Raw genomic sequence first — 13173 nt, 5'->3', positions numbered from 1 at the left:
CAACGGCCCGGCCGGTCACCACCGGCCGGGCCGCCTGCTCAGCTCAGCTCCGGTCGGTGGTGTCCAGCAGCCGGCTCTGCCCGACCGCGAGGTCCCAGAGGGTGTCGGCCGGTCGGCCCGACTCGGCCCACGCCTTGCGCGCCAGCTCGACCGGGGCGAGCACCGGCTCGGCGGAGAGCGCGAAGGTGCCCCAGTGGATGGTGAGCATCCGTTCCGCGCCCAGGTCGCCGCAGGCGCGGACCGCCTCGGCCGGGTCCATGTGCAGCGGCTTCATGAACCAGCGCGGGCGGAACGCGCCGACCGGCAGCAACGCCACGTCGATGCCGGGGAAGCGCGCGCCGATCTCGGCGAAGGCCGGCCCGTACGCCGAGTCACCGGCGAAGAAGACCCGGTGGGTCGGTGCGTCCTCGCTGGTCATCAGCCACCCGCCCCAGAGGCTCTGGCAGGTGTCGAACAGGCCCCGCCGGCTCCAGTGGTGCGCCGGGGTGAAGTCGAACCGTACGCCGCCGACGACGGTCGACTCCCACCAGTCCAGCTCCACCACCCGGCGGAAACCCCGCGTCTGGAACCACCAGGCCAGCCCGGCCGGCACCAGCACCGGAGTGTCCCGGGGCAGTCGGCGTACGGTCGGCTCGTCGAGGTGGTCGAAGTGGTTGTGGCTGATCACCACCGCGTCGATCGGCGGCAGCGACTCCCAGCGCACCCCGGGCGGGGTGTACCGGCGCGGCGTACCCGGGATCTTGTCGGCGAAGACCGGATCGGTCAGCACCGCCCGGCCGCCGATCTGCACCAGGCAGGTGGCGTGCCCGACCCAGGTCACCGCGGTCTGCCCGGCACCGACCCGGGGCACCGCCTCGTCCACCACCGGCACCCGGCCACCGGTCGCGCCGACCGGGCGGGTGCCGCGCTCGCGCATCAGCCGCAGCACCGCCGCCGGGCCGGGCACCGGGTGCGTGAGCCGGTCGGTGAAACCACCGGGCCAGGTACGCCCCCGGGGCGCCCCGGTGAGCCGGGCGAGAGCGCGGTGCAGGGCGCGTGGTCGGTACACGGGTTCCTCCTCGGGTAGTGCGGGAGTCGGCACCGGCCGCCGGGCCGGGGCCTGCGGGTGTCACCCCCGCTTGCGCGCGGTGAGCAGCAGGTAGCCCAGGCAGGACTCAGCGACCGCCTGGAGGTCCAGGACCGCGTCGCCGAGCTGGCGCAACACCCGGGGCCCGTACGTGCCGGCGAGGCGCTCACGCTCGCGCGCCACCGCCTCCCGGGTGGCCTCGTGCGAGCGGCGGACGTGGGCCCCGGCGTCGAAGACGTCGACCACCTCGAAGCCGGCCGCGCGGACCAGCTCGACGTAGTCCGGGGCGGTCGGCGGCGTGGACATCGGCATCCCCGACCAGATCCGCGCCTGCGCGTCGTCCATCGGCTGGACCAGAGTGAGTTCGGCGAGGACGAGCCGCCCGCCGGGGCGCAGTACCCGGTGTACCTGGCTCAGCGCGGCGGCCTTGCCCGGCACGTGCACCAGCACCTCCAGCACCAGCGCCGCGTCGAACCACCGGTCCGGGTACGGCAGGGCGGTGGCGTCGGCCCGGGCGAAGTGGACCCGGTCGGCCAGGCCCTCCTTGACCGCGAGTTCACCGGCGCGCTCGACCTGACGGCCGGAGAGCGAGACACCGCTGACCTCGGCGCCGGTCACCCGGGCCACGTGGCGACTCGGGCCGCCCGTACCGCAGCCGACGTCCAGGACGTGGTCGCCGGGCCCGACCGCGAGCCGAACGGCGAGTTCGTCGTTGAGCCGTGCCTGGGCCTGCGCGACGCCTGCCGGGTCGTGCTCGTCGGACCAGTAGCCGTAGTGCAGGTTGTCGCCGTAGACGGCGTCGAGGAACGGGCCCATCAGGTCATAGAACAGACCGACCCGTTCGGCCCGTGTTGCTGGATCTTCGGTCACCTGCGACCTCCCCCGTGGATTGACGGTTCTCAGCATAGTGTCCAGTGACTGCGGCAAACACAACACTGTCTTTATGTAGCTTCTAGGTTGTCGGTGACGCCTTGGTTAGGCTGTGCGCAGAACCCACACCGACTGATGACGGAACGGACGGTGGACCGACTGATGAGCAACTCTGCCAAGGTGCTGGACCGCGCGGAGCGCCTCGCCGAGGAGGTGCTGTTCCCGGCGGCGGAGAAGGTCGACGCCGCCGACACGGTCCCGGGCACCCACCTCGACCTGCTTGCCGCCGAGGGCTTCTACGGCCTGGCCGGACCGCCGCAGTTCAGCGAGATGGCCGCCGAGGAGACCGCCACCGCGGCCCGCGCGTTGGAGATCATCGCCAGCGGATGCCTGACCACGGCGTTCGTCTGGGCGCAACACCACAGCGCGGTGATGGCGGCGACGCACAGCCAGCGGCCGGGCATCTCCGACCGGTGGCTGGAGCCACTGTGCCGGGGCGAGCGACGCGCCGGCCTGGCCATCCTCTCCGCCACCCGGCCCGGCCCCCCGGCGGTACGCGCCGAAGCGGTGGACGGCGGCTGGCTGCTGCACGGCACCGCCTCCTGGGTGACCGGGTGGGGTCTGGTCGACACCCTGTTCACCGCCGCCCGGGACGCCTCGGACACGCTGGTCTGGTCGCTGCTGGACGCCACCGAGAGCGACACGCTCAGCGTCACGCCGGTCGACATGGTCGCGGTGGCGGCGAGCCGCACCGTGCAGGTCACCTTCACCGGCCACTTCGTGCCGGAGGAGCGGGTCACCGGCGTCGTTCCGCACGAGGTCTATCTGCAACGCGACCCGGCGACCCTGCGGTTCAACGGATCGCTGCCGCTGGGCGTGGCGACCCGCTGCGCCCGGCTGATCGGGCCGAGTCCGCTGGACGCGGCGATCGACGAGTGCCGGGCCACCCTCGACGCCGCCGGCCCGGAGGAGCTGCCCTCGGCCCGGGGCGCGGCCGCCGCCCTGGCCCTGCGCGCCGCCGGACTGCTGGCCACCACCACCGGCAGCGCGGCCGTGCTGCGGCACCGACCGGCCGAGCGGCTGATGCGGGAGGCGCTGTTCCTGCTGGTCTTCGGCACCCGCCCGGGCATCCGCGCCGATCTGATCGAGCGGCTGCACTGGGGCTGAACCACCCGTCGACCACGCGCCCGGGGTACGGATTCCGTACCCCGGGCGTCCGTCGGTCAGGACGCGGTCAGGACGTCGGTCACCGCGGCGGCGGTCGGCGTCACCGCGTCCGGGTCGGTCACCGCGAAGTGGTCGCCGGGCACCTGCCGCCGGGTCGTCACGGCACCGTCGGGCAGCCGCTCGCCCAGCGGCACCAGATAGCCACCGGCCGCGCCGCCCAGCGCGGTCCGGGCCTCCAGCAGGTGCACGGTGAGGCCGGGCGCCGCCGGGACCGGGTAGCGCACCAGCGCCCGGGTGTGCGCGGCGAAGACCCCGAACAGCCGCTCGGCCGAGTCCAGGCCCAGCGACGCCAGCGCCGGCCGGGCGGCGGCCACCTGCGGCCACGCCGCCCGCAACGCCTCCACTCCGGAGGCGTCCGGGCCCACCGAGGCGTCGTCGGACACCTCGCCCCGGGTCACGTCGGTCAGGAACGCCCGGACCAGTTCGGCGGCGCTCGGCTCGACGGGCGCACCGGGCGGACCGACCCAGGGGTCGATCAGCACCGCCGTGCAGGTGCGGCCCGCCTCGGTCAACTGCCGACCCACCTCGTACGCCAGCACCGCGCCGAGCGACCAGCCGACCAGGCGTACCGGGGCGTCCGCCGGCAGCGCGGCGGTCAGCTCGTCCCGGTAGACGCGGGCCAGCTCGGTCAGGGTCGGCGGCACGGTGGCCGTACCGTCCAGCGCGGGCGACGCGACCCCCAGCACCGGCCAGCCCTCCGGCAGCCGCGCGACCAGCTCGCGGTAGCAGAGCAGGTCGCCGCCGACCGGGTGGATCAGCACGACCGGCGTGCCGTCGCCGGGGGCCAGCGACTGCACCGGCGAGGACCGGGCGGTGCCGTCCCGTTCGTCGAGCAGGCGGGCCAGCTCGGCGACGGTCCGGTGCTGGTAGAGGGCGGCCAGCGGGAGTCGGCTGCCGAACTCCCGCTCGACCCGATTCATCAGTTGTGCCGCCTGCAACGAGCTGCCGCCGAGGGCGAAGAACGGGTCGTCGACGCCGACCGAGGGCAGGTCGAGCAGGTCCGACCAGAGCGTGGCCAGCCGCCGCTGGGTGGCGGTGTGCGGGGCGCGGAACCGCCCGCCGCTCGGTGCCAGCCCGGCCGCGTCCGCGACCAGGGCAGCCCGGTCCACCTTGCCGTTGCCGGTCAGCGGCAACGCCTCGCGCACCTCGATCACCGGCGGCACCAGGTAGGCGGGCAGCGTCGCGCCGAGCGCCGCGCGGACCTCGTCGGCGAGGTCCGGCTTCGCCGTCTCGGCGGCCACGAAGGCGACCAGCGACGCGTCCCGCTCGCCCCGGCGGGCGACCACCACGGCGTCGGTCACCCCCGGCTGCGCCACCAGTGCCGCCTCGATCTCGCCCAGCTCCACCCGGAAGCCGTTGATCTTCACCTGCGGGTCGTCGCGGCCGAGGAACTCGATCACCCCGTCCGGGCGGTACCGGCCCAGGTCGCCGGTGCGGTAGAGCCGCTCGCCGGTGACCGGGTGGGTGACGAACGCGGCGGCGGTCAGCTCCGGCGCGTGCAGGTAGCCGTCGGCCAGCCCGCGTCCGGCGATGTACAGGTCCCCGGGCACCCAGTCGGGCCGGTGGGCGAGCCGGGAGTCCAGGACGTGGAAGCGCTGGTTCCGCAGCGGCCAGCCGTACGGGACGCTGGTCCACTCCGGGGGCACCCGGGCGGGCACGTCGAACCAGTTCGACCAGATCGACGCCTCGGTGGCCCCGCCGAGCGCCACACACCGGGCCCTCGGGGCGATCTCGGCCAGCTCGCGGCCGAGCGACAACGGCACCCAGTCGCCGCTGACCATCGCCGTCCGCAGCGCCTCCGGGCGCTCCCGGTCCGCTGCGGCCCGGACGTAGTCGACGAACATCGCGAGGTAGGCCGGCACCGAGTTCCACACCGTCACGCCCGCCCGGACGGCCAGCTCGTGCAGGTGCACCACCTCGCGGGCCTGGCCCGGATCGGGGACGACCACGGCGCCACCGACGGCGAGCAGGCCGAAGACGTCGTACACGGACAGGTCGAAGGTGAACTCCGAGACGGCCAGCACCCGGTCGGCGGCCCCGACACCGAAGCGGGTGTTCACGTCCACGATGGTGTTGGCCGCGCTCTGGTGACGGATCATCACGCCCTTCGGCGTACCGGTGGTGCCGGAGGTGAAGATCACGTACGCCAGCGCCTCCGGGTCGTCGGCGACCTCGGCGTCGGACAGGTCGCCCGGTGGCAGGTCGGCCAACCGCCACCGGAGCGCGTCGGCGGGGGCCCCGTCGAGATCGTCGTCGGTGTCGCCGAGTACCCCGGCCACGCCCGCCCCGGCGAGGATCTGCGCGCGGCGCGGCAGCGGCCACGACGGCGCCACCGGCACGTAGGCCGCGCCGGTCATCAGCACCCCGAGCAGCGCGGCGATCTGGCCCACGCCCCGGTCGGCGACGACCGCCACCAGGTCACCCGGGCCACGCCCGGCGGCCCGCAGCGCGGCGGCCACCGCACCCGCCCGGGCCCGCAGCTCCCGGTATGTCACGGTGCCCGCGGAGGTGACCACCGCGTCGGAGTCCGGGGTGCGGCGGGCCTGGGCCAGGAAGCCGCCGTGCAGGGTCTGCGCGGCCACCTCTTCGGCGGTGTCGTTGACCTGCGCCCGGACCGCGAGCTGCCGCGCCGGGGTGAGCCGGTCGCCCCGCGCCGTCGACCAGGCCGCGTCGTCGCCGGCCAGGTCGACCAGCAGAGCCCGGTACGCGGCGAACATCTCGTCGACCATGCCGGGCGGGTAGAGCCCGTCGGCGGTGTCCCAACTGAACACCATCTCGCCGTTACGCATGAACACCTGGTGGTCGAAGGCGACCTGCGGGGTGCGGACCAGCGACTCGCGGCGCTGCCAACCGAGCAGCTCCAGGAAGACCGGATCGGTGTCGGAGCCGAGCCCGAGCATGCTGGTGAACACCACCGGCATCCGGGCACCGGAGACCGTCCCGGAGCGGCGGTTCAGCTCCCGGATCACCGACACCCCACTGAATGCGCCGTGCGCCATGTCGCGCAGCATCCGGCCCCGCAACGCGGCGGCGTCGGCGGCGAAGTCGCTCTCCCCGCCGGCCGGTGAGCACTCCAGCAGCAGGGTGCTGGCGAAGCTGCCGATCAACTGGGACACGTCCGGGTGCAGGTTGAGCCGCTCGCCGTACATGATATTGACGGTGAACCGCTCCTGGCGGCTCCAGTGCCGCAGCACCCGGGCGAACGCGGCGGCCACCGCCATCGTCGGGGTGAGCCGACGGCGGCGCAGCGCGGCGGAGAACGCGTCGGTCACCGCGACCGGCAGCGTGAAGACGCGCCGGATGAGCGGGCCGTCGTGCCGTCCACCCCGGCGCAGCGGCAGCTCCGGCGCACCGGGCAGGTCGTCGAGCCGGTCGGTCCAGTACCGGCGGGCCGCCGCGTACTCCGGGCCGTCCCGCCGTTGGTCCAGCTCCCGGCGGTACCGCTCGTAGGTGAAGTCCAGCGGCGCGAGGTCCCCACCGGCGAGCAGGGTGCGCAACTCCTGGGCGAAGACCTCGCCGGACTGGCCGTCGAAGACGACCAGGCGCCCGGCCATCTGGACCAGGTACTCCCCGTCGTCGCACCAGACGAGCATCCGGAAGGCCGCCGGTCCGGTCAGCGGCGGTCCGTCGCCGGAGAGTTCCCGGCGGCCGGCGGCCAGCAGTTCGGCGCGGCGGTGGGCGGGTTCACCGCGCAGCGACCGGACCGACAGCGGGGACGGCGGGTCGTCCAGGATCCGCACCTGGCCGTCCTCGCCGACCGCGCAGCGCAGCATGGGATGCCGGCGGACCAGGGCGTGCACGGCCGTGGCGAACGCGTCGGTGTCGAAGGGAGGTGCGGCGTACTCCTCGTAGAACAGCGCGGGGCCGCCGAGCTGGAAGTCACCCAGCTCGCCGATCAGGTACGCCTGCTGGAGGTCGCTGAGTCCGAACCCGGTTGCCGTGAGCTGGTCCATCGTGCTCCTCGCTGGGGTGGCCGGCGGTCAGCCGACCGTGAGCTGTTCCCGTACGGCCGCGAGCAGTTCCGCGGGCGTCGGGCGGTCGAAGACCTCGAACAGGGGCAGCGAGACACCGAACTCCTCGGCCACGTGGTGCACGAGGGCGGCGGCGGCCATCGAGTCGCCGTCGAGATCGGTGAAGAAGTCGGCGTCGTCGGTGACCGACTGCTGGAAGATGAACTCCCAGACCTTGCGCATTCTCTGCAGGTCGTCCATGCCAGGCTCCTCATCGCTGGTCGGAGGCACCGCTGGTCGGAGGCACCGCTGGTCGGGGGCTCACACGATGGCGCGTAGCGCGAGCCGGGCCAGGGGCGCCGTCCGGTCGATACGGTGCTCGTAGTGGTCGGCTCCGGTGGCGACCGCGCTCACGCCCCGCACGCCGATGAACCGCAACGGTTCCGGCTCCCACCGGCGGGACGCGTTGTCCACCCAGCAGAGTCGGGTCTCCGGGCGACTGACCCCGGCCACCAGCGCGGCCAGCGACCGGGCGGCCAGGTTGCTCAGCGCGATGCCCTCGCCGCCGTAGCCGCCCGCGTGTCCGAGCCCGGTGTCCCGGTCGTAGACCACCTCGGGCTCGGTGTGCCGATGCAGCCCGTACACCCCGCTCCAGCGGTGCGACACCGGCACGTCGGCGAGGTCGGGCAGCAGCTCGGCCAGGGTGCGGCGCAGCCGGTCGTGCGCCCGACGGTCGGCGGTGCGGCCACGGTCGGTGGCCGAGCCGAACCGGTAGTAGGCGCCACGCCCGCCGAGCACCAGCCGGTCGTCGAGGGTGCGTTGCAGGTAGCCGAACTGGTAGCGGCCGTCGGCGACGGTCCGGTGGTCGGTCAGGCCCAGCCGCTGCCAGGTCGCGTCGTCGAGCGGCTCGGTGGCCAGCACGTACGAGTGCAGCGGCAGCACCCGGCGGGCGTGGCCGGGCAGCCGACCGGTGTAGCCCTCGGTGGCGCAGAGCACCGACCGGGCGCGCACCGTGCCGGAGTCGGTGACCAGCAGACCCGGGGCGATCCGCAGGGCCCGGGTCCGCTCGGCGACGCGGACCCCGCGACGTTCGACGGCGGCGAGCAGGCCGCGCGCGATGCGGGCCGGCTGCACGGCGGCGCAGTGCGGCGTGTACGCGGTGGCGCGTACCCCGGTCAGTCCGATCTGCGCGGCGGCCGACGGCCCGACGGTGAGCGTGAGGCCGGTGATGCCGAGCTTGTCCCGCACCTCCTGCCAGCCGCGCAGCCGGTCGACCTGCGGTGCGCTGCGGGCGACGTAGAGCGAGCCGTCGTGCCGCCAGTGCGCGTCGATGTCCTCGGCGGCGAACACCCGGCGCAGCTCGTCGAGGGTGCGTTGACCGGCCCGGTACAGCCGCATCGCGGCCATCGGTCCGTGTCGGCGGATCAGACCGGGCAGCAGCGCCGGCATCTCGGCGGTGCACCAGCCCCCGTTGCGTCCGGATGCCCCGAACCCGGCCCGCCCCGCGTCGACGACCACGATGGACAGCTCGGGGCGGTGCACGCTGAGGTAGTACGCGGTCCACAGGCCGGTGTACCCGGCGCCGACGATGGCCACGTCGGCGGTGGTGTCGCCGTCCAGCGGCGGGCGGGGGGCGAGCTGGTCGGCGGGCAGCCCGTCGAGCCAGAGCACCCGCTCGGTGGTGCCGGCGAGGGGCGGTGGGCGGGTCACGCCGCCGCCACCTCGCGGGCCAGCGCCCGCCGGTCGATCTTGCCGACCGGCGTGTACGGCAGCGCGGGCGCGACGTGCAGCCGGTCGGGCAGCTTGAAGTCGGCCAGTCCGCGCTCGCGCAGGAAGTCGTGCAGGTCCCCGAGGTCGGGCGGGGTGTCCCGGGCGACGATCACCGCGCAGGTCTTCTCGCCGAGGCGGGCGTCCGGCACCGGCACCACGGCGGCGGTCCGCACCGCCGGGTGTGCGATCAGGTGGGCCTCGACCTCGTCGACGGAGATCTTCTCGCCGCCCCGGTTCACCACGTCCTTGATCCGACCGGTCACCACCAGCCGCCCGGCGGCGTCGCGGCGGACCAGGTCTCCGGTGCGCAGGAACCCGTCGGCGGTGAAGACCGTGCGGTTGTGCTCGGGCACCGCGTAGTAGCCGCGCAGCGTGCACGGCCCCCGGGCGAGCAGTTCGCCGACCTCGCCGTCGGGCACGTCGCGGTCGGCGTCGTCCACCACGCGCAGCTCATCGGCGGGGCTCAGCGGGGTGCCCTGGCTGGTGGCGGCGGCCTCGTCGCCCTCGTCCGGGCGGGTGAAGCAGAGCACCCCCTCGGCCATCCCGAACCAGTGGGTGAGCGTGGCGCCGGTGGCCGGGCGCACCGTGCGGGCCACCTCAGGGCTGAGCGTGGCGCCACCCACCTCGATGACCAGCTTCGACAGGTCGGCGCCGAAGATGCCGGCGGTCTCGGTCCAGACCGGCAGCAGCGCCGGCATCAGCGTGGTCAGCGTGACCTGCTCGGCCGCGACCAGCGGGAACACCTCGTCCGGGGCCGGGCTGGCGGCGAGCACGGCGCGACCGCCGGCCCGCAGCGCCCCCAGCACCCCGGGGCAGCCGAGCGCGGCGTTGTGCGCCACCGGCAGCGCGGCCAGGTACGCGCCTTGCTCGTCGAAGCCCATCGCCTCGGCGGTGGCGCGCAGTTGGAACGCGTAGTCGTCGTGGGTGCGCGGGATCAGCTTGGGCAGGCCGGTGGTGCCGCCGGAGAGGAGGAAGAACGCCACCTCCGACGGGCCGGGGGCGGGCAGGTCCACCGGCTCGGCGTCGACGTCGCGCAGCGCGGTCAACTCCTGCGGCTCGCCGGCCACCAGCACGTGCCGGACCGAGGGCACCGCCTGGCGTACCGCGCGGGCCAGGTCCCGGTGGTCGGTGCCGGCCACCACGTCGGGCACCACCAGCGCGACCGCGTCGGAATACTCGGCGAGATAGACCAGCTCGGCCCGGCGGTGCGCGGGCAGCGCCAGCACCGGCAGCGCGCCGAGTCGGAAAAGCGCCACACACGTCACTACGAAGTCGGGGGTGTTCGGCAGTTGCACGACCACCCGGTCACCCGGCCCGACGCCGAGCGCGACCAGCCCGGCGGCCAGCCGATCGGCCCGGGTGTCCAGTTCGCGGTACGTGTGCCGGCCGTGCCGGGTCACCACCGCGATCCGGTCCGGGTCCCGTGCGGCCCAGGGTCGCAGCAGGTCACCCAGCACTTCGCCGCGCCAGATACCGTCGCGGCGGTAGCGCTTGGCGAACTCGTCGGGCCAGGGGACGCATCCGGTCAGCATGCTCGGCCTCCAGGACGTGCCATCGGGGAAGCTACCCGCCGCAGCGGACCGCCCGACGCTATGCGACGTTTCTTCTCTCGCGCAAGTGTCTGTTGTTTCTGGTCGGCGAATCCTACATGCGTCATCTATCGTGGGCGTGCCCCGGCCAACCCGAAGCGTGGGAGAAGACGATGTGGATAGTCGTGGACTACGACCGCTGTGACAGCCACGGGGTCTGCGCCGACAGCGCCCCGGAGGTGTTCGAGATCCGGGACGACGACCTGATGTACGTGCTGGTCGAGCAGCCGTCGGCGGAGCAGTTGCCGCAGGTCGAGACTGCGGTACGCGGCTGCCCGAAACTCGCCCTGTCGTTGCGGGGGGAGTGAGCGCCGTGGCGGAGGCGGTGATCGTCGCGGCGGCGCGTACCCCGATCGGTCGGCGGGACGGATGGCTGCGCGGGCTCAAGGCGGTCGAGCTGCTGCGTACCGTGCAGCGGGAGGTGCTCGACCGGGTCGACCTGCCGGCTTCGGCGGTGGACCAGATCATCGGCGGTTGCGTCACCCAGGTCGGCGAGCAGAGTCTCAACGTGACCCGCAACGCCTGGCTGAGCACCGGGCTGGACCCGGAGGTCGCCTGCACCACCGTGGACGTGTCCTGCGGCTCGGCGCAGCAGGCCAACCACCTGGTCTCCGCGCTGATCACCGCCGGGGCGATCGACGTGGGGATCGCCTGCGGGGTGGAGTCGATGACCCGGGTGCCGGTGGGCACCAACCTCTATCAGGGCCCCGGCCACTACAAGACCGACGACTACCCGTGGGACGACCCGCCCAAGGCGCAGTTCGGCGGCGCGGAGCGGATCGCCGCCAAGTACGGCGTCGACCGGGCCGCCGCCGACGCGTACGGGCTGCGGTCGCAACGGCGCGCGGCGGCGGCCTGGGCGCAGGGACGCTTCGACGCCGAGGTGGTCCCGGTCCGCGCCCCCGGCCCCGACGGCGACACCGTCGAGGTGACCCGGGACCAGGGCCTGCGCGAGAGCACCCCGGACGGATTGGCCGCGCTCAAGCCCACCGTCGAGGGCGGCGTGCACACCGCGGGCACCACCTCGCAGATCTCCGACGGCGCGGCGGCGATCCTCTGGATGTCGGCCGAGCGGGCCGCCGCGCTCGGGTTGCGACCGCGGGCCCGCCTGTTGCACCAGGTGGTCACCGGCTCCGATCCGGCCCTGCTGCTGGAGGGGCCGGTGGTGGCCACCCGCAAGATCCTCGACCGGGCCAAGATGCGACTGTCCGACATCGACGTCGCCGAGGTCAACGAGGCGTTCGCGGCGGTGGTGCTCGGCTGGACGGCGGCACACGACGCCGACCCGGAGCGGGTCAACGTCAACGGCGGCGCGATCGCGCTGGGCCACCCGCTGGGCGCCTCCGGCACCCGGCTGCTGGTCAGCGCGCTGCACGAGCTGGAACGCACCGACCGGGAACTCGCCCTGGTCACCATGTGCTGCGGTGGCGCGCTGGGCACCGCCTCGATCCTGCAACGGATGTGAGCGCGGTGCACGGGCACGACGCCGGGGACTTCTATCGCGAGGCCCGCGACGACCTCGCCGGACCGCTGGACGGGATCCGGGTGCTGGACGTGACGAAGGTCTGGTCCGGCCCGCTGACCAGCGCGATTCTCGCCGACATGGGCGCCGACGTGATCCGGGTGGAGCTGCCGCACGGGCGCGACGGCGAGGTGCCGCCCCGGATTCCCGGCACCGGGCTGTCCTGGTTCCGGCAGACGGTCAACCGCAACAAACGCAGCGCCGGGCTCGACCTGCGCGAGACGGCCGGCCGGGAGACCTTCCTGCGGCTGGTCAGCACCGCCGACGTGGTGGTGGAGAACTACCGCCCCGGCACGCTGGATGGATGGGGGGTGGGCTGGGCGCAGTGCCGGGCGGTCCGCCCCGACCTGGTCTTCGTCTCGATCTCCGGCTGGGGCCAGTACGGCGACCGGCGTACCGAGGCGGCCTACGACCCGATCGTGCAGGCGGCCAGCGGGTGGATGGCGCTCAACGGGCCACCCGACGCCGGTCCGGTCCGGGCGCCGACGTTCCTCGCCGACGAGCTGGCCGGCCTGCACGGGGCGATCGGCGCGCTGGCGGCCCTCTGGCACCGGGCGCGCACCGGTGAGGGGCAGCACGTGGACGTGGCGATGTTCGACGCCATGCTCGCCGGCAGCGCCGGCCTGCACACCCTCGCCGCCGCCGGGCGTCCACCCGACAGGTGGGGCAACCAGACCGACTTCGTGGTGCCGTCCAACGTCTACGACTGCGCCGACGGGCAGATCTATCTCGCCGTCGCGCTGGACCGGCACTGGCGGGACCTGGCCGAGGCGATGGACCGCCCGGAGCTGGCCCGTGCCCCCGGCTTCGGGCGCGCGGCCGACCGGCTGGTCAACCGGGTCGAGGTGGACGCCGTGGTGGCCGGGTGGTGCCGGGGACGGCCAGCGGACGCCGTGGTCGCCGAGCTGGTCGGGCGGGGTCTGACCGTCTCCCGGGTCCGCACCGTGGCCGAGGTGGCCGCCGATCCGTACCTGGCACAGCGGGCGATGTTGCAACCCACCGTGCTCAGCGACGGCAGCACCGCTCCGATCGTCGGTCCGGCGGCGAAGTTCTCCCGCACTCCGACCCGGGTGCGACACGGTGCGCCGGCCCCCGGGCAGCACACCGCGCAGGTGCTCGACGAGCTCGGTCTGGTGCCCGTCGAGGTGGCAAAAAAAACATACGACACCACTTGCTGAG

General features: G+C 74.2%; 10 protein-coding genes. 4 read left to right on the top strand and 6 right to left on the bottom strand.

All coding sequences use genetic code 11. From position 1 onward, the window contains the following. Window positions 1-43: 43 nt before the first annotated feature. Both ABT008_RS08010 and ABT008_RS08005 read right to left on the bottom strand, forming a co-directional pair. The gene (locus tag ABT008_RS08010) at window positions 44-1048 is read right to left on the bottom strand and encodes an MBL fold metallo-hydrolase (protein ID WP_350694647.1); all 1005 of its coding nucleotides are present in this window, start codon (window positions 1046-1048) and stop codon (window positions 44-46) included. Between the two features lie 60 nt (window positions 1049-1108). After that, on the bottom strand, window positions 1109-1936 hold the full coding sequence (locus tag ABT008_RS08005; RefSeq protein WP_350694646.1) for a class I SAM-dependent methyltransferase: 828 nt from the start codon (window positions 1934-1936) through the stop codon (window positions 1109-1111). Between the two features lie 162 nt (window positions 1937-2098). Between ABT008_RS08005 and ABT008_RS08000 the strand changes: the two genes are divergently transcribed. Next, window positions 2099-3103 carry an acyl-CoA dehydrogenase family protein gene (locus tag ABT008_RS08000; RefSeq protein WP_350694645.1) on the top strand — a complete coding sequence of 335 codons (1005 nt, stop codon included), beginning with the start codon at window positions 2099-2101 and terminating at the stop codon, window positions 3101-3103. 56 nt (window positions 3104-3159) lie between these two features. Here the strand turns inward: ABT008_RS08000 and ABT008_RS07995 are convergent, their stop codons facing one another. From ABT008_RS07995 to ABT008_RS07980, 4 genes are read right to left on the bottom strand one after another with little or no spacing between them, the layout of a single operon-like run. Then, a complete protein-coding gene (locus ABT008_RS07995; RefSeq protein ID WP_350694644.1) occupies window positions 3160-7116 on the bottom strand; it encodes a non-ribosomal peptide synthetase in 3957 nt (1318 codons plus the stop codon). Between the two features lie 27 nt (window positions 7117-7143). Next, window positions 7144-7374, bottom strand: a complete 231-nt coding sequence (locus tag ABT008_RS07990) for an acyl carrier protein (RefSeq protein WP_350694643.1) — start codon at window positions 7372-7374, stop codon at window positions 7144-7146. 60 nt (window positions 7375-7434) lie between these two features. Then, window positions 7435-8823: an NAD(P)/FAD-dependent oxidoreductase gene (locus tag ABT008_RS07985; protein WP_350694641.1), complete on the bottom strand. Its 1389-nt coding sequence runs from the start codon at window positions 8821-8823 to the stop codon at window positions 7435-7437. Beyond that, window positions 8820-10415 carry a (2,3-dihydroxybenzoyl)adenylate synthase gene (locus tag ABT008_RS07980; protein WP_350694640.1) on the bottom strand — a complete coding sequence of 532 codons (1596 nt, stop codon included), beginning with the start codon at window positions 10413-10415 and terminating at the stop codon, window positions 8820-8822. Before ABT008_RS07980 ends, ABT008_RS07985 begins: the two co-directional genes overlap by 4 nt. A gap of 170 nt (window positions 10416-10585) precedes the next feature. Here ABT008_RS07980 and ABT008_RS07975 point away from each other — a divergent pair, with 170 nt between their 5' ends. From ABT008_RS07975 to ABT008_RS07965, 3 genes are read left to right on the top strand one after another with little or no spacing between them, the layout of a single operon-like run. Further along, on the top strand, window positions 10586-10780 hold the full coding sequence (locus ABT008_RS07975; protein ID WP_350694639.1) for a ferredoxin: 195 nt from the start codon (window positions 10586-10588) through the stop codon (window positions 10778-10780). Window positions 10781-10785: 5 nt separating this feature from the next. Beyond that, entirely contained in the window at window positions 10786-11937 is a 1152-nt protein-coding gene (locus ABT008_RS07970) for a steroid 3-ketoacyl-CoA thiolase (RefSeq protein WP_350694637.1), read from the top strand. Beyond that, entirely contained in the window at window positions 11934-13172 is a 1239-nt protein-coding gene (locus tag ABT008_RS07965; RefSeq protein WP_350694636.1) for a CaiB/BaiF CoA transferase family protein, read from the top strand. The genes ABT008_RS07970 and ABT008_RS07965 overlap by 4 nt, the downstream gene beginning before the upstream one ends. The last annotated feature ends 1 nt before the right edge of the window (window position 13173 follow it).

The sequence above is a fragment of the Micromonospora sp. NPDC002389 genome, assembly GCF_040296095.1.
Lineage (GTDB): Bacteria > Actinomycetota > Actinomycetes > Mycobacteriales > Micromonosporaceae > Micromonospora.
This window is presented reverse-complemented; position numbering and strand designations above follow the sequence as displayed.